This window comes from Lutibacter sp. B1, assembly GCF_012524075.1.
Lineage (GTDB): Bacteria > Bacteroidota > Bacteroidia > Flavobacteriales > Flavobacteriaceae > Lutibacter.
On record NZ_JAAZUI010000005.1, the window covers coordinates 147,147 to 165,862 of the forward strand.

General features: G+C 31.7%; 14 protein-coding genes. 1 reads left to right on the forward strand and 13 read right to left on the reverse strand.

What is annotated here, in order from left to right:
* Nucleotides 1-102: 102 nt before the first annotated feature.
* The 12 genes from HGB55_RS04625 to HGB55_RS04680 form a co-directional block, all read right to left on the reverse strand.
* Complete coding sequence (locus tag HGB55_RS04625; RefSeq protein ID WP_168815100.1) at nucleotides 103-1,518, reverse strand: rhodanese-like domain-containing protein; 1,416 nt, start codon at nucleotides 1,516-1,518, stop codon at nucleotides 103-105.
* Nucleotides 1,519-1,632: 114 nt separating this feature from the next.
* Entirely contained in the window at nucleotides 1,633-3,369 is a 1,737-nt protein-coding gene (locus tag HGB55_RS04630) for a SulP family inorganic anion transporter (RefSeq protein ID WP_168815102.1), read from the reverse strand.
* A gap of 27 nt (nucleotides 3,370-3,396) precedes the next feature.
* Complete coding sequence (locus HGB55_RS04635) at nucleotides 3,397-5,127, reverse strand: SulP family inorganic anion transporter (RefSeq protein ID WP_168815104.1); 1,731 nt, start codon at nucleotides 5,125-5,127, stop codon at nucleotides 3,397-3,399.
* Nucleotides 5,128-5,206: 79 nt separating this feature from the next.
* Nucleotides 5,207-6,229 carry a Holliday junction branch migration DNA helicase RuvB gene (gene ruvB / locus HGB55_RS04640; protein WP_168815106.1) on the reverse strand — a complete coding sequence of 341 codons (1,023 nt, stop codon included), beginning with the start codon at nucleotides 6,227-6,229 and terminating at the stop codon, nucleotides 5,207-5,209.
* A gap of 74 nt (nucleotides 6,230-6,303) precedes the next feature.
* Nucleotides 6,304-8,055 carry a cbb3-type cytochrome c oxidase subunit I gene (locus HGB55_RS04645; protein WP_168815108.1) on the reverse strand — a complete coding sequence of 584 codons (1,752 nt, stop codon included), beginning with the start codon at nucleotides 8,053-8,055 and terminating at the stop codon, nucleotides 6,304-6,306.
* 37 nt (nucleotides 8,056-8,092) lie between these two features.
* Complete coding sequence (locus HGB55_RS04650) at nucleotides 8,093-9,100, reverse strand: cytochrome c oxidase subunit II (protein ID WP_168815110.1); 1,008 nt, start codon at nucleotides 9,098-9,100, stop codon at nucleotides 8,093-8,095.
* A gap of 87 nt (nucleotides 9,101-9,187) precedes the next feature.
* Complete coding sequence (locus HGB55_RS04655) at nucleotides 9,188-10,510, reverse strand: quinol:cytochrome C oxidoreductase (protein WP_168815112.1); 1,323 nt, start codon at nucleotides 10,508-10,510, stop codon at nucleotides 9,188-9,190.
* Between the two features lie 28 nt (nucleotides 10,511-10,538).
* Nucleotides 10,539-11,093, reverse strand: a complete 555-nt coding sequence (locus HGB55_RS04660; RefSeq protein WP_168815114.1) for a cytochrome c — start codon at nucleotides 11,091-11,093, stop codon at nucleotides 10,539-10,541.
* Between the two features lie 5 nt (nucleotides 11,094-11,098).
* Entirely contained in the window at nucleotides 11,099-11,623 is a 525-nt protein-coding gene (locus tag HGB55_RS04665) for a DUF3341 domain-containing protein (RefSeq protein ID WP_168815116.1), read from the reverse strand.
* Nucleotides 11,616-13,007, reverse strand: a complete 1,392-nt coding sequence (gene nrfD / locus HGB55_RS04670; RefSeq protein WP_168815118.1) for an NrfD/PsrC family molybdoenzyme membrane anchor subunit — start codon at nucleotides 13,005-13,007, stop codon at nucleotides 11,616-11,618. The genes HGB55_RS04665 and nrfD overlap by 8 nt, the downstream gene beginning before the upstream one ends.
* Nucleotides 13,008-13,042: 35 nt before the next feature.
* A complete protein-coding gene (locus HGB55_RS04675; protein WP_168815129.1) occupies nucleotides 13,043-16,108 on the reverse strand; it encodes a TAT-variant-translocated molybdopterin oxidoreductase in 3,066 nt (1,021 codons plus the stop codon).
* Between the two features lie 32 nt (nucleotides 16,109-16,140).
* Nucleotides 16,141-17,697 (reverse strand): c-type cytochrome, encoded by a 1,557-nt coding sequence (locus HGB55_RS04680; protein WP_371807801.1) that lies wholly within the window; start codon nucleotides 17,695-17,697, stop codon nucleotides 16,141-16,143.
* Nucleotides 17,698-17,921: 224 nt separating this feature from the next.
* On the opposite strand from HGB55_RS04680, the gene HGB55_RS04685 reads away from it, so the two are divergent.
* Nucleotides 17,922-18,293 carry an SPOR domain-containing protein gene (locus HGB55_RS04685; protein WP_168815131.1) on the forward strand — a complete coding sequence of 124 codons (372 nt, stop codon included), beginning with the start codon at nucleotides 17,922-17,924 and terminating at the stop codon, nucleotides 18,291-18,293.
* A 97-nt stretch (nucleotides 18,294-18,390) separates the two neighbouring features.
* Here HGB55_RS04685 and HGB55_RS04690 read toward each other — a convergent pair.
* The coding region (locus HGB55_RS04690; RefSeq protein WP_168814595.1) for a transposase at nucleotides 18,391-18,716 on the reverse strand (326 nt) is incomplete at its 5' end.

The window sequence follows — 18,716 nt, forward strand, 5'->3', positions numbered from 1 at the left end:
AAAACTTTGCAGTAACCAAAGTTACTTTTATAAATTATGAAAGGGAGTTAAAAAAACTCCCTTTCATGTATAAAAATATCACTTTAAAAAATAGTAACAACCTTATAATAAAGTTGTTGGACAAACATAATCGGTTAATCTAACACCGCTATCTTTAATATCATTAAAACCACCTCTAACATCGGTCACATTTTTAACACCATTCGCTTGAAATATTGACGCTGCTATTAACGAACGATAACCACTAGCACAATGTAAAATATATTCTTTATCCGGTTTAATTTCTGCAAAATTAGTATGTATAAAATCTAATGGAAAATTTTCAACGCCTACAACATGCTCTGATAAATATTCTGATTCTTTTCTAACATCCAATGCGTGTTCAATTTTACCTTCTTTTAATTTATTTGCAAATTGTATTGCTGAAATAGATCCAATTTTACTTACAGGATGCCCTGCGGCTAACCATGCGTGTATACCTCCTCTTAAGTAACCTAACGTATTATCGTATCCAACACGAGAAAACCGTGTAACAACTTCATGCTCTCTTCCTCCTTCTGCAATAAAAATTATCTTTTGGTCAATATTAGTTACAAGTGCACCAACCCATGGTGCAAAATTTCCGTCTACACCTATATACCAAGCTCCCGGAACTGTTCCTTCTTCAGCATATAATTCTTTTGAACGAGTATCTATTACTAAAATATCTTCTTGTTCGCTCATCTCTTTAAAAGTATCAGCATCAATTGGAGTTGTTCCTCTATGTAAAATTTCATCAATACTTGTATTGATTCCTTTATTCATTTTAACATTATTAGGAAAATATTGTGGTGGTTGTTTTAAACCTGTAGTAACCTCTTTAATAAATTCTTCTTTAGTCATATCAGCTCTTAAAGCATAATTTGTTTTCTTTTGATTTCCTAAAGTATCAAAAGTATCAGAGCTCATATTTTTTCCACATGCTGATCCTGCTCCATGATTTGGATACACAATAGTATCATCAGGTAAGGTCATAATTTTATTTCGCAAAGAATCGAATAAATGACCTGCCAAATCATCTTGAGTTAGATCTGATTTTGCTGCCAAATCGGGTCTTCCAACATCACCTATAAACAAACAATCACCGGTAAAAACATATGGTGTATTACCTTCTTTATCTATAAATAAATATGATGAAGATTCCATAGTATGTCCCGGAGTGTGTAATAACTTAAGGGTTATATCTCCAATTTTAAAAGTTTCTCCATCTTTACCTTGATGTATATCGTAATGCGGATTTGCATTAGGTCCAAAAACTATAGTAGCTCCTGTTTTTTTTGCTAAATCAACCTGACCAGATACAAAATCGGCATGAAAGTGAGTTAAAAAAACATATTTTATTTTAGCTCCATCTGCTTTAGCCATTTCTATATATGGTTCAGTTTCTCTTAAAGGATCAATTATAGCTGCTTCACCATTAGAGTGTAAATAGTAAGCCATTTCTGCCAAGCAGCCTGTAAACAATTGTTCAACTTTCATAATTATCTGATTTTAATTTGATTAAACATAAATTAGTAGAATACCAAAATACAAGAATCATTTTTTTTATTTGTGACAAAAGTCACATAAAATTAATTATTTTGAAAATTTTAACTATTTGTTAGTTTGTTTGATATATTCAAAATATTTTCTTTCTATCTCTTTATTTGTTAGATTATATTCAAAGGAATCAACAGCTTCCTGAATGCTCATAAAACAATTTTCGTAACTAATTTTTTTCATGATACCACTTTTTTCCAACACATCTCTTACCGGACCTTTCATTCCTGTAAAAGCAATATCAATTCCCACTGACTTATATTTGCTTATTATTTCATTGAGCATATATATACCAGAACTATCAATACTATTTATACTTTCACCATCAATAATAATTAATTTAAGTCTACCGCCTTTATTTATAACGAATTCTTCTAATTTATCTTTAAAAAATGAAATATTGGCAAAATACAACTGCGCATCAAATCGAACAATTAAAATTTCATCTTTAACCTGTAATAAACCTTCAAATCTTTTTACATTTCTATAAAAATGCGTATCCGGCACTTTACCTAAAATAGCTATATGAGGTTTGGTACTCTGGTATATTAACATTGCAACGGATAATACAATACCTGTAAATATACCTTCTTTTATTCCAATAGTTGCAGTAATTAACAATGTAATATTTAAAATTACTAATTCGCTTTTAGAATACCTTAAAAGTTGTTTGGGTACTTTAAAATCTAACAAGCCAAAAACTGCAACAATAATTATTGCAGCCAGTACTGCTTTAGGTAAATAATAAAAAACAGGAGTTAAAAAAAGTAATGTAAGCCCTACAATTAATCCTGATATGATAGCTGCCATAGGCGTTTTAGCACCTATTTGATCGTTTACTGCTGTTCTAGATAATCCTCCTGTAGCCGGATATGTTTGAAAAAAGGAGCCAACAATATTTCCCATACCTATTGCTATTAATTCTTTGTTTGGTAATACTTTATAATCTGTATGTTTGGTTTCAATAGCTTTTGCCACAGATATTGCTTCTAAAAAAGCAATAAATGCCAACGTTAATGCAATTGGAAATAAATCTACAAGTGTTTTGATTTCAAATTCAGGAATTTTAAAACCTGGCAATCCTTTAGGAATATCTCCAACAATTTCAACGCCAATTTTATTTAAATCAAAAACCAAAACAGATACTATTCCTAGAACAACAACAACCAAAGCTGCAGGAATTTTTTTTGTTAAACGTTTAAAAAAAACTAAAATAAGTATAGATATTACCCCTATTATCAAAGTTTTCCATTCTATCTCATTTATATGCTCATACGCATCAAAAAGTAAATTTTGAATTTTATTATTTCTTTGAATATTAATTCCCGACAAATTTTTTAATTGATTTAAACCTATAATTAAAGCTGCTGCTGAAGTAAAACCACTTATAACAGGCCTTGATAAAAAATTAACTAAAAAACCTAATTTAAAAACACCAAATAATACCTGTAATACTCCCATTATAAATGCTAGAAGTATAGCAAATTCAATAAAATGATCGGTACCAATTTTAGCTAAAGTTGCAACACCCGAAGCTACAATAAGAGAATCCATTGCTACTGGCCCAACAGACAACTGGCGTGATGTTCCAAAAATAGCATAAACAATTTGAGGTATCATTGCTGTATATAATCCATAAATTGGAGGTAAACCTGCAATCATAGCATACGCAATACCTTGTGGTATTAGCATAACTCCAACTGTTAATCCTGCGCTTATATCACCTCTTAGCCAATCCTTTTTATAGTTTGGCAACCATTCTAATATTGGAAATATATGTTTTAAATTCATTCAATATTCTATTTTACATTAAAAGTATTATACTTCCTGTATTATTTTACACTCGTCAAACACTTTAATTTTACAAGGTTTATCAATTTTTTTATGAATCTGCCCGATAGCTGTTTTATTGTCTTTAAAAAAACAATCCTGCCCTATTTTTTCAACAAAACCACCTTTGGTTAATACATCTTGACTAACCATTTTTAATCCTGAAAAATAAATACCTCCACCACGTTGTTTCCATTTTAAAATTTCATGAGTAAGCCATTCTGCCGCTGCTAAATCGATAAAGTTAATTCCTTCTGCAGAAATTAAAAGGTAATGTATTTCATTTTCATCATATAGGCTTGATATGTAATTTGAAATTTTTTCAATAGATCCAAAATACAGAGAACCATCAATTCTTATTATCTTTAAATTAGAACATTCTAACGCTTCATTATCTCTAATTAAATTTATAAGTCTTTTTTGTGAATTTAAACCCAGTATTGCAATATTAGGTTTTGATGTTCTTTCTAAATAGAAAAATAATGAAATTAAAATTCCTGTAAATAAAGCCGTTTCCAGCTCTAAAAATAAAGTTCCTAATAGTGTAACGCTAAAAACAATCAGTTCTCTATTACTACTTTTAATTATTTGTTTTATATGTTGAAAATCTATTAAATTATAACCTACTAATAAAATAATACCTCCCATTGCAGGTTTAGGTAAAAATGATGCATATTTGGCAAAAAACAGTACAACTAACATTAATCCTATTGCCGATATGATTGCTGATAAAGGCGTTTTAGCTCCTGCCTGATAATTTACTCCTGAACGTGTAAAAGATCCGGAACTTGCATACGATGAAAAAAAGCTGGAAATAATATTAGATAACCCTTGACCTATGAATTCCTGATTATTGTCTAATTTTTGATGAGAATGCAAAGCGACTGCTCTTGCAATTGAAATGGCTTCTACCAAACCTAAAATTGCCAATATAATTGCGCCTGATGTTAACATTCTCATATCTTCAAAATTAAAATCAGGAACATTAAACGGTGGTAAATGTGATGGAACCTTTCCAACTGTTTCAATTCCGTTAGCTTCTCCTCCAAATAAAATTGCTAAAAAACTTCCTAAAATCATAGCAATTAGCATGTATAATCTTGCTAAAAATTTGATATATCGTTTAATTAATAATGCTATTAATAAAGTACTAAGTGCAACTCCTAAAATATAAAGATTAGTTTCACCAATATGCAATACTATATAGGTGATTATTTCATAAAATGAACTACCCAAAGGAACATTGATTCCAAAAACATATTTTAATTGTTTAAAAGCTATTAAAATACCGGCACCTGCAGAAAACCCGATAACAACAGAGTTAGAAACAAAATTAACCAATTTGCCCATTTTTGCTAATCCCATTATAAACTTAAAAACACCTGCCATAAATGACAATATTATTGCTAAGGATATGAATGATTCTAGATCAGATTCCGGATTTACAAATTTGCTTATAGTTGCAAAAACAACAATTGAACTTGTTGTTGTAGGGCCTGATATTAAGTGATAGGATGATCCAAAAAGAGCTGCAACAATTGGAGTTATCATTGCTGTATAAAATCCATAAATAGGAGGCAAACCGGCAATCATTGCAAAGGCTACTGCCTGAGGTATCACAATTATTGTACCTGTTAAACCAGCTACTAAATCATCTTTCCAATTATCTTTTATTAAAGGTAACCAAACTAAAAAAGGAAATATTTTTTTTAAACTCATAAACTAAGTTTGAAGTACTTTAATAACGCAAAAATACAGTGATATTTATTTAATTTTGTGATCTGAATCACACAATTATTTAAAATAATTCTCCTTGATTAGCACCTTTAACTCTGCCTAAATGCTTGTAAGCAAGTTCAGTTACCTCACGCCCTCTGGGTGTTCTCATTATAAAACCTTCTTGAATTAAAAAAGGTTCATAAACTTCTTCAATAGTTTCGGCATTTTCACCAACTGCAGTTGAAAGTGTACTAATACCTACAGGACCTCCTTTAAACTTATCAATAATAGTTGTTAGAATTTTATTGTCCATTTCATCTAAACCATGTGCATCAACATGTAAAGCATTTAAAGCATATTTAGCAATTTCAATAGAAATATTTCCATCACCTTTAATTTGGGCAAAATCTCTAACTCGTCTAAGTAAAGCATTTGCAATACGAGGTGTTCCTCTACTTCTCCCTGCAATTTCAATAGCAGCTTCCATAGATATTGGTACTTTTAAAATGTTTGCGCTTCTTTGCACTATGGTAGTTAACAATTCTGTATTATAGTACTGTAACCTACTGCTTATACCAAATCGTGCTCTCATAGGTGCTGTTAACAATCCTGAACGTGTAGTGGCTCCAATTAAGGTAAAAGGCTCTAAATCAATTTGAACTGTTCTTGCGTTAGGACCAGACTCTATCATAATATCAATTCGGTAATCTTCCATTGCAGAGTATAAATATTCTTCAACAATTGGGCTCAACCTATGAATTTCATCTATAAATAAAACGTCACGTTCACTTAAATTGGTTAACAAACCTGCTAAGTCTCCGGGTTTATCTAAAACCGGTCCGGAAGTTATTTTTATTCCAACATTTAGTTCGTTCGCAAGTATGTGTGCTAAAGTAGTTTTTCCAAGTCCTGGAGGACCATGAAACAAAGTATGATCTAAAGCTTCCTTTCTTAAATTAGCAGCTTCAACAAAAACTTTTAAGTTTTCTAAAACCTGTTCTTGTCCGGTAAAATCATCAAAACTTAAAGGACGTAATTTTTTTTCAACATCCAAATCATCTGGAGTAAAATTAGATTTATCAGGATTTAAGTTTTCGTTCATAAAAACAAAGATAGCAGAAATAAAAAAACCTTTCTAAAAAATCAGAAAGGTTTTCAAATATTTATAATTCTATATTATGAAGGCTCCTCACCATCAAATAAAGGTGTATTTTGAGAAACAAAATCGTGCTCTAACCCTGGTTTACTATAATCATAAGCCCAACGGTGAACATGAGGAATTTCGCCTGGCCAATTTCCGTGAACATGCTCAACAGGAGTTGTCCATTCTAAAGTATTAGATTTCCAAGGATTTTGTTCGGCTTTTTTCCCTTTATAAATACTAATAAAGAAATTAGCTAAGAAAATTAGTTGTGCTGCACCTCCCATAATAGCAAAAAGAGTAATCACAATATTTATATCCGCAACATCATCAAACAATGGAAAAGCAGTGTTTGCATAATATCTACGCGGTAAACCAGCTAACCCAATGAAGTGCATTGGGAAGAAAACTCCGTATGCTGCAATTGCTGTAATCCAAAAATGCCAATATCCTAATGTTTTATTCATCATTCTACCATACATTTTAGGAAACCAATGATATACACCGGCAAACATACCATAAATTGCAGATACACCCATTACTAAGTGAAAATGCGCAATTACAAAATACGTATCGTGTACATTAATATCTAAAGCACTATCACCTAATACCAATCCAGTTAATCCTCCCGAAATAAATGTAGAAACCAACCCAATTGAAAACAGCATTGCCGGATTCATTTGTAAATTTCCTTTCCAAAGTGTTGTTATATAATTAAAAGCTTTTACTGCTGAAGGTATTGCAATTAATAAGGTTGTAAATGTGAATACTGAACCTAAAAACGGGTTCATCCCTGACACGAACATATGATGTCCCCAAACAATAGTAGATAAAAATGCAATTGCTATAATTGAGCCAATCATAGCTCTATAGCCAAAAATAGGTTTTCTGGAGTTTGTTGAAATAATTTCAGAAGTAATACCTAATGCCGGCAATAACACAATATAAACTTCAGGGTGACCTAAGAACCAGAATAAATGTTCAAACAATACCGGTGAACCACCTTGATAATGTAAAACTTCTCCTTGAATAAATATATCAGATAAATAAAATGATGTTCCAAAACTTCTGTCGAAAATCAATAATAAAGCTGCAGATAATAAAACCGGAAATGAAACCACACCAATAATAGCTGTTACAAAGAACGCCCAAATTGTTAAAGGTAATCTAGTCATTTTCATTCCAACAGTTCTTAAATTAAGTACCGTAACTATGTAATTTAACGATCCTAATAATGAAGAAGCTATAAATATTGCCATTGAAATTAACCAAAGTGTCATACCCATACCTGAACCTGGTATTGCTTGCGGTAATGCACTTAATGGTGGGTAAATTGTCCAACCTGCTGCTGCTGGTCCGGCCTCAACAAAAAGTGAAATTACCATGATTACACTTGATAAAAAGAATAACCAATACGACACCATATTTAAAAATCCGGAGGCCATATCACGCGCACCAATTTGTAATGGAATTAATAAATTACTAAATGTACCGCTTAATCCGGCAGTTAGTACAAAAAATACCATTATAGTACCATGAATAGTTACTATAGCAAGGTAAATATCAGGTGACATTACACCTCCATCTTGATGATGACCTAAAAATGCTTCAATTATACTAAATGATTTATCTGGCCAAGCAATTTGTAAACGGAATAACATAGACATAAACACCCCTATAACTCCCATAAAAATACCAGTAACCAAGTACTGTTTAGAAATCATTTTATGATCAGTACTAAAAACGTATTTTGTTATAAATGTTTCTTTATGATGATGATCTGACATAATCTATTTTTTAATTAGTAGTGTAGTAGTTTGTTTATTAATTAATTACCTGAGCTATTGTTTTTTGATTGTTTAGCCAATTATTAAAATCAGCTTCTTCTTCTACAATAATTTTCATTTGCATATTGTAATGAGACGAACCACAAATTTTATTGCATAATAATAGATAATCAAACTCATAAGGGTCTTCTCCTTTTTCGGCTCTTATTTTGTTAATTCCTTCTACTTTAGCAATTGTTGCTTCATTAGCTCTCATTTCTTCAGTAGTCATTTTAGGAGTAAAGGAAAATTCTGTTACCATACCAGGCACACAGTTCATTTGAGCTCTAAAATGAGGCATAAATGCAGAATGCAGTACATCTTGCGAACGAAATTTAAAAATTACTTTACGCCCTTTTGGCAAGTGTAGTTCTCTTACAGGAATATCATCAATAGCGTTTTTATCAGTCATATCAACACCCATTGTATTGATTCCTTTAATATTGCGAACATTTGCTCTTCCCAATTCATTATCGGCTCCTGCATAACGTGCTTCCCATTGAAACTGTTTTGCATATACTTCTACAATTAAAGGATTTTCAGCATCTGAAGAATCCATTACGTCATTCCAAACTGTAAGACCGTATAATACTAAACCTGCTAGAACAACCGTAGGAATAATAGTCCATATCATTTCTAATTTATGACTATCAGCATAAAATAGTGCTTTACTTCCTTTTTTCCCTCTGTATTTAAATGCAAAAAAGAATAGTAAAAATTGGGTAACTGCTTGTACAAAAAGTATTAATAACATTGTTATTAAGTACAAAGTATCGTACTTTTCTCCTTCAACTGAAGCTGATTCGGGTAATAATATTGGAGAATATTTTACAAAACAAAATATCATAAACCCATAAAAGAGTACTCCAAAAACTGCAAATAAAATTCCTTGTGTATTATTGTCTTTATTTGTAGCTATTACGCTTTTTAAGTTTAAGATGCTAGCTACTTGCCATATAGCTACGGCAATAACAATTGCCAGTATAACATAAAGTAATGCTGTCATTTTTTTTAGTTAGTGTTAGTGTTGCCAAATATAAAAAAAATCCTGAATAATTAGAATTCAGGATTCCTTTCTATTTTATTTTTTTATTTAATAGTGAAAATGCTCACTTTCTTTTATAAATGGATTTCCTTTTGCTAATAACGGTGCTTTAGATAAAGCTGTAAATACAACATAAATAAAGATACCCAATATTAGTAAAATTGAACTTATCTCCGGTATTCCAAAAAACCATTGATCTCCTACTGTTGCAGGCATAATCATTACAAAAATATCTACATAATGTCCTATCAAAATAACAATACCTGTAGTTACAATAAACCATGGAACTCTTTTGTAATCACTATTCATTAAAACTAATAGTGGAAACACAAAGTTTAGTGCAAGCATACCTAAAAATGGTATTTTATACTCATTAAACCTCGAAACAAAATAGGTTACTTCTTCAGGCATATCAGCATACCAAATTAGCATAAATTGAGAAAACCATAAATATGTCCAAAAAATACTAAATCCGAACATAAATTTAGCTAAATCGTGCAAGTGACTGTCATTTACAAATTCCAAATACCCTTTTCCTTTCAAATAAATTGATACCAATGCTATTGTTGTAATTGCTGAAACTATCATACTTGCAAATACATACCATCCAAATAAAGTACTAAACCAATGTGGGTCTAATGACATAATCCAATCCCAAGACATCATAGATTCAGTTACTAAAAAGAATACCAAAAATGCTGCTGAACGTTTAAATAATTTTGTATAATTACTTATATCTGAAGCTTCGTCTTGTGCCAATGTTAATTTACGTGCATTTTGTCTATACAAAGTCCAACCAACTATATAAATAGCTGCTCTTATTAAAAAGAAGGGTACATTTAAATAACCACTTTTATTTTGAATTAATTCATCATGAGCTACAACTTCAGGGTCCATCCAAACAAACAAATGATTAAAATGCATAGAAGAAAGTACAAAGAAAACAAATAACAAAATTCCACCAACCGGTAAATAAGCTGTAATTGCTTCCATAACCCTAAACAATACTACTGACCATCCTGCTTGTGCTGCATGTTGGATGGCATAAAATGCTAATGTTGCCAATGATAACATGAAAAAGAAAAATAATGCAACATATAAAGCTGACCAAGGTTTGTTTTTTAATAAATGAAATATATGCTCAGCATGTGCATCATCAGAATGTGCTACATCATGTGACTCTACTACAGCATTCTCATCACTTTGATGTGTAGTAACAACTTCTCCATGATTATTATGACTTTCTTGTAGCATAACTTTAACATCTTCTACTGAACTTGGCGTAGATAAAAAACCGTAAGCAACACCTAACAGTCCTATAATAATTAAGGCGAATGAAAATGTTTTTAATTTACTTGAAAAGGTATACATATTTTTAAATTCTATCTTAGTAAAAGTGTTATTTTAATAATTCATTTCTAAGCTGTTGAACGTACATTGTTACCTGCCAGCGTTCTTCTGCTGTTAATTGAGATGCGTGTGAACCCATCATATTTCTTCCATACATAATTACATAATGAATACTACCTTCTGTAATTTCTCTATCTTTATAATTAGGTACTCCTAAAAATTTCTCACGTTGTACTAATACTCCATCTCCGGCTCCTTGTTTACCATGACAAGAAATACAATAGATGTCATACATTTTTTTTCCATTAGCTAAATTAGCTTCATTAACTTCTAATGGATTTTTAGATTCCAACTTAGCAGCTTCATATCCTTCATTTGTATTTGGATAATCAAAAGGTACTTGACCGCGAGCAATGGTTCCTTCAACAGGAGTTTGTGCTGTAATTCCATTTGCATAGTTTGGATTTTGAGTATAAGTTTCGTAACCAACAGACTTATACATATCTGGCATATATTGATAGTTTGGTTTTGTTTTATCACCCCAACAAGATGATAAACTAAAAATAAAAGCCAATGCTATAGTTATTTTTAAAATGTTTTTCATTTTAATTAATGCTTTTCAGTTACTTTAATTTCTACAGTTCCTGTTTTTTCCAAAAATGAAACCAATTCATTTTCATTTCCTTCAACAGCTACTTCCATAACAAACATATCATCGGTTGTTCTTGGATCAGGATTTTCAGCTTCTTTAAACGGCCATAATTTACTGCGCATATAAAAGGTTATTACCATTAAATGTGCAGCAAAAAACACAGTCAATTCAAACATTATTGGCACAAATGACGGCATATTTAAAAAGAAACTAAAACTAGGTTTACCTCCTATATCTTGTGGCCAATTTTCTATCATCATATAATTCATCATCCAAATTGCAAATGAGAAACCAACACATCCGTACAAAAATGCAGTAATTGCAATTCGTGTACCTTTTAATCCCATTGCTTTATCTAATCCATGAACAGGAAATGGCGTATAAACTTCTTCAATATGATGATTTGCTGTTCTCACTTGTTTAACAGCATCCATTAAAACATCATCATCATTATACATTGCTTGTATTACTTTATTACTCATGATTTCCGTCTCTTAATTTTTTATAATATTCACCTGATGACTTTAAAATCGATTTAACCTCTGCTTGAGCAATTACAGGGAAGGTTCTTGCATACAATAAAAATAATACAAAGAAAAATCCTATGGTTCCAACATAAATTCCTATGTCAACAAATGTTGGAGAGAACATTGTCCAAGATGATGGTAAATAATCTCTATGTAATGATGTTACAATAATTACAAATCTTTCAAACCACATTCCAACATTCACTACTATTGAAATAATGAAAGAAAAAGTAATACTTGATCTTAACTTTTTAAACCACATAAATTGAGGTGAAAACACATTACAACTCATCATTAACAAATAAGCCCACCAGTAAGGTCCGGTTGCTCTATTTAAAAATGCATATTGTTCGTACTCAACACCTGAATACCATGCTATAAATAATTCTGTTATATATGCGCAACCTACTATTGAACCTGTAATCATAATTATAATATTCATCAATTCAATATGCTGAGGTGTAATATAAGCTTCAAGGTTTGATACTTTTCTCATTATAATTAGCAATGTATTTACCATTGCAAATCCTGAAAATACAGCTCCTGCCACAAAATAAGGAGGGAATATTGTTGTATGCCAACCCGGAATTACTGATGTAGCAAAGTCAAACGATACAATTGTATGCACAGAAAGTACTAAAGGTGTAGCTAAACCTGCTAAAACTAAAGAAACTTCTTCAAAACGTTGCCAGTCTTTAGCTCTACCTGTCCAACCAAAACTTAATAAACTGTATATTTTCTTTTGAAAAGGTTTAATAGCTCTATCACGTAGCATTGCAAAATCAGGTAATAAACCAGTCCACCAGAAAACTAATGAAACTGATAAATATGTTGAAATTGCAAACACATCCCACAATAATGGTGAGTTAAAGTTTGTCCAAAGTGTACCAAATTGGTTTGGTATTGGCAGCACAAAGTGAGCATCCCAAACACGCCCCATATGTATTACCGGAAATAAACCTGCCTGAACAACAGAAAAAATAGTCATTGCTTCTGCAGAACGGTTAATACCCATTCTCCATTTTTGACGGAATAATAAAAGTACAGCAGAAATAAGTGTACCGGCATGACCAATACCAACCCACCATACAAAGTTGGTGATATCCCAAGCCCAACCAACGGTTTTATTTAATCCCCAAACTCCAATTCCTGTACCAATGGTGTATGCAATTGCACCAACTCCCCATAAAAAAGCAGCTAGTGAAATTAAAAAAACTGTCCACCATAATTTATTTGCTTTACCTTCAACCGGGGCTGCTACCTCCACAGTAATATCATGGTAGCTTTTATTTCCATCGATTAAAGGTTTTCTAATAGGTGCTTCGTAATGAGACGACATAATTCTTATTTAATTATTATCTATTAATATTATTTTTAAGCTTCTTGTGTATTTTTAACTTTTACGTGATAAACTACATTTGGTTTTGTACCCACATGTTCTAGTAAATGATATGCTCTTTTATCAGCAACCAAATTAGTAACAGTATCATTTTCATTATTTATATCACCAAATATCATAGCCCCAGAGCTACAAGCATTTGAACATGCTGTTTCAAACTCATTTGTATCAACAGGTCTTCCTTCTGTTTTAGCTTTAAGAATAGTTGCCTGAGTCATTTGTACACATAATGAACATTTTTCCATTACACCACGTGTACGCATAGTTACATCAGGGTTTAACACCATTTTTCCTAAATCATCATTCATATAGTAATCAAATTCACTATTTTCAGGATACTTAAACCAGTTAAATCTACGTACTTTATATGGGCAGTTATTTGCACAGTAACGCGTACCTACACAACGGTTATATGCCATATGATTTTGACCTTGGCGACTGTGTGATGTTGCCGCTACGGGGCAAACTGTTTCACAAGGTGCATGATTACAATGCTGGCACATTACCGGTTGAAATGCAACTGAAGGATTTTCAGAAGGGTCTTCTAAAGAAGACATCGTAGTTTTATATTCTATAACTCCTTTACTTGTATCTTTTAATTCAACATCCCCTCCAAAAGTTTCTTCATGTGAATAATAACGGTCAATACGCAACCAGTGCATATCTCGTGATTTTCTTATCTCAGATTTACCAACAACTGGAACATTATTTTCAGCATGGCAAGCAATAACACAAGCACCACAACCTGTACAAGCATTTAAATCTATAGACAAGTTAAAATGATGTCCAATAGATCTGTCAAAAGCATCCCATAAATCTACAGTTGTAGCCTCAACTTCTTGATGGTCTAACGATACTACTGCCACTTCATTCCAGGTCTTCTTAGGATCTAAAGAGTGGTCATTATAGGTTTCTAAAGTAGTTTCTTTAATAATATCGCCTCTACCCATTAAGGTATTGTGCAATTGTATACACGCAAATTCATGTTCACCTTCAACTACATTTAACGATACGTTAAATTGAAAATTATTAAAATCATTATAAAACTGGTATCCATTTTTACCGGTTTGCATTTCTTGTTTTAAACCTTGTTTACGTCCATAACCAAGAGCTAAACCTAAAGAACCTTTTGCCTGACCCGGTTGAATATAAACCGGTAACGTTTCAGAAATTCCATTTACAGTTAACTCAACTAAACTACCATTTAATGCCCCATTAGATACATTATAATTAATTGCACCAATAGTATCTGCATCATATTTTGATATAGTTAGGTAGTTATCCCAACTTGTTCTGGTTATTGGATCAGGTAATTCTTGTAACCATGGATTATTTGCCATTTGTCCATCACCAAGTCCTATTTTTGTATAAAGTGTCAATTCAAAATCACTTCCTTTAACTTTTGCTAATTCTGAAGCTGCAACATCAGTATCAACTTCTAAAGCGGTAACTTCTGTTTTAGCATCCGTTGTAAAAACACCATCGTGTAATGCTTGATTCCATGATTTTCCTTGAAGAATTTCTGTATTCCAAGTTTCTTTTAAGAAATCGTAATATGTAGTTGTACTTCCTGTCCAAGTCAATAAACAATCTTGAAACTGACGTGTATTAAACAATGGTTTAATGGTTGGTTGCATTAAACTGAAATGTCCTTTTTTAATTACAACATCTCCCCAAGATTCCAAATAATGTGGAGTTGCTAAAGCATACTCAACTACATTAGCAGTTTCATTATCTTGCATTGAGAATGCAACAGATAATTTTACTTTTTTCAATCCTTCAACAAATGAAGCTGAATTTGGTAAAGTATAAACCGGATTTGAATTATTGATAATTACAGCACCTATTTTACCATCGTTCATATCGGCAATTAACTGAGTAACTTCAGCATCATTACCATGTCTTATATTTTTAGTAGTACTTATATCAATAACCTCACTACCAATAGCTTTGTTAATAGCTAAAGCCAATAACTGCGCATTTTTATCTTGAATTCCTGTTAGAACAACCGCTTTACTTCCTGCTTTTTTAATTTGTGCTGCAGCTTTTTGAACAGCATCATTTAACGGAGTTGCTTCATTTGAAGAAATTCCCTTAACAACAGCTTCATATAATTTAACTAAAGCTAAATTTTGTTCAGATGGCTTAGCCATAATTCTCTTATCAGCATTTGCTCCCGATAAGGTCATATTTGATTCAAACTGAATATGGCGAGACATTTTTCCTTCTGTAGGAATACGTCCTTTTGCATAACCTGCTTCAAAACCGCCTCCTTGCCAATCACCTAAAAAATCTGCACCTATTGATACTATTACTTCAGCTTTTTCTAAATTATAATCCGGTAATGTTCTTGTTCCATACATTTCACCAAAAGCGTCTAACGCAGCTGACTCTGAAACAGCATCATAAACTACATGCTTAACATTCCCGTAAGTTTCGTTTAATTTTTCTACTAATTTTTGGGTTGAAGGACTTGCACATGTACCTGTTAAAATTACAATAGGTAAATTAGCTTCTTTTAGTTCATTTAACTTTGCAATTATTTGCCCATTTGCCTCAGTCCAAGAAATTTCAGAACCATTTGCTTTTGGACCTTTTAAACGAAGACTATCGTATAATGAAAGTACTGACGCTTGTACACGCGCATTTGTACTTCCTTTAGCTTCTTTATTAGGTTCTATTTTAATTGGACGTCCTTCTCTAACTTTTACTAAGATATTTGCAAAATCAAACCCATCAGCCATAGTTGTTGCATAATAATCTGCAACACCAGGAATAATATCGTCCGGTTTAATTACATAAGGAATTGATTTTACTACCGGACCTTCGCAAGCTGCCAATGAGGCTGCTGCTGTTGTAAATCCAACATACTTTAAAAAGTCTCTACGTGTTGTTGAAGAAGTTTCTAAACTTTCTTTATCACCTAAAAATTCATCAGTAGGAATTTCATCAACAAACTCATTATGTTTTAACGTATCAACAATAGAGCTGTTTTCGTTAAGCTCTTCAACACTTTTCCAGTATTTTTTGTTTGATGCCATTTTATAATTGGTTATTTACTTCGTAATTAATATTAATAGTGACATTTACCGCACTCTAAACCTCCCATTTGAGCTTCAGTCACTTTCTCTACACCATATTTTTTAGCTAACTGATCGTGAATATTTTTGTAATATCCATTCTCTGTCATATCAACTTCTGTTTGTCTATGACAATCAATACACCAACCCATTGTAAGCGGAGAAAACTGTTTCATTTCATGCATTTCCTCTACAGGACCATGACATTTTTGACAATCTAACCCTGCAACAGTAACATGTTGAGAGTGGTTGTAATAAGCAAAATCAGCTAAATTATGAATACGAACCCATTCAATTGGTTTTTGCTGATACCCTTCTACATAAGCCATTTTTTCTTTATCCCAACCAACAGCGTCGTATATTTTTTGAATTTCTTTATCTAAATCTTCTTTGGTATGATCTCCAAATAATTCTCCATTATATTCTGAAATAGATTTATGACAGTTCATACAAACATTTGCTGAAGGTATACCTGAAGTTTTACTGTGTTTTGCTGAAGAGTGACAGTATTGACAATCTATTTTATTATCTCCTGCATGAACTGCGTGTGAAAATGCAATTGGCTGTATTGGCTGATACCCTTCATTAACATCTATTTGCATTAACCATCCAAACAATAACCAAGCACCACCTAACAATACAAATATTACGGCTAAGAATCGTAAAAAAGGATTAAAAATTAAAGATTTTAACATGCTCTCTTCCTGCTCACCTTCTTCAATTTTTTTCTTAGTTGTAGCTGCAACAATAAATGAAAGTAAAACAAATGCTAAAATTGTTAAACCCAACATTGGTAACACGCCAAAACCAGGTTTATTAAATATTTCATCACTTTTAGCAGAAGCAACAGGTGCAACAGCTTCCTTTACTTCACCAACAGCAAGATATTTTAATACATTCTCAATATCCTGATCTGTTAATTGAGGGAAAGGAGTCATAGCTGCAGGATTACTTTCCTGAACTTCTTTAGCTAATTTATCTCCCGATGCTACTAAAGCATTATTATCTTTAATCCAAAGTTTTAACCAATCATGATCTCTTTTATCAGTAATTTTTAGTAGTTCCGGACCGATTAATTTCCCTTCTAATTTATGACAAGCAGCACAATTAGCTTTGAAAATTTTCTTACCTTCTTCTACACCTGGATCAATTTCTTGTGTAGCAGCAACTTCAGTTTTAACTACTTTCTCTCCTTTTGTATATTCTAGAATATCTATAATATCCTGATCTGACAAATGAGGATTAGGAGTCATTGGCAATTTATTGTTTTCTTCAAACACCTGAATTGCTAATTTATCTCCTGACTTAATCATACCCGGACTATCTTTAATCCAAGCAATTAACCAATCTTGCTCTCTTCGTTCAGTAACTCCTTGTAATGCAGGGCCAACTAGTTTTTTATCCAATTTATGACAAGCAGCACATGTAGACTTAAAGAGTTTTTCCCCTTTAGCCGCATCTCCTTCTTGAGCTAACAAATTGAATGAAAAAAATAACAGGAAAGCAAGACTATTAATGACTAATCTTGATAATGGTTTGTGTTGTTTCACACTTTTCATACTTAAAAAAAATATTTTTTTTCTTGTTTGGTACAATATTTTCATTTAAAAAAAAATGACTTATGTCATTTTTAAACGATTTCACAAAAGTAATATTAATATACAAAACACAAAGAGCAAAAATTATGTTCGATGTAATTTATACTCATTCTAAATAATAAATCTGTTTTACATTTAAACTAAAATTATAACTTTGAAAAAAATAAAAAATAATTATGAATGTATTATCAAAAAGAATTCTATTCTTTAGTTTTTTTACAATTTTTTTAGGCATAACTACCTCATTCTCACAAAGTGAAAATAAAAAAATTAATCAACTAATTGAACAAAAAAGAGAGTTTAATAAAACCAATAAAAACTCAATTGTTTATAAAATACAATTATATAATGGTAATGAATCTCAAGCTTATAAGATAAAATATAATTTTAATGTAAGCTTTCCTGAATATAATGTTAAAATAATATACAAAGCTCCTGAATGGAAAACACAAGTTGGTAATTTTAAAACAAGGTTGGAAGCGGATAGGGCGTTACTTAAAATAAAGGAAAAATTTAGCAGTGCAATTGTTTTAGAAGATAAAATATAAATAGAATATTTATAAAAAATAAAAAAGCGTGCAAAAGCACGCTTTTTGACACTGTTTCACAAAGTGTGTAAGTATAAAATATCGAGGGTTTAGCTAATTATAGCTGGACCCTTTTTTCAAATATGACAAGGAACTGATTTAGGATAATGCCCCAATTTTGGATTGGCATTGACCATTTTTTGGTAGCTTCTCTCAAAGCCAAATATACGGATTTCATTACAGATTGATCAGATGGGAATGAAAGTTTGTTTTTGGTGTACTTTCGGATTTTCCCATTCAGATTCTCAATAATGTTCGTTGTGTAGATTATTTTTCTGATTTCCAGGGGAAATTCAAAAAATACGGTCAGGTCTTCCCAATTGTCTTTCCAGCTTTTAATGGCGTAGGAATATTTATCTTCCCATGCGGCTGCAAAATCGTCCA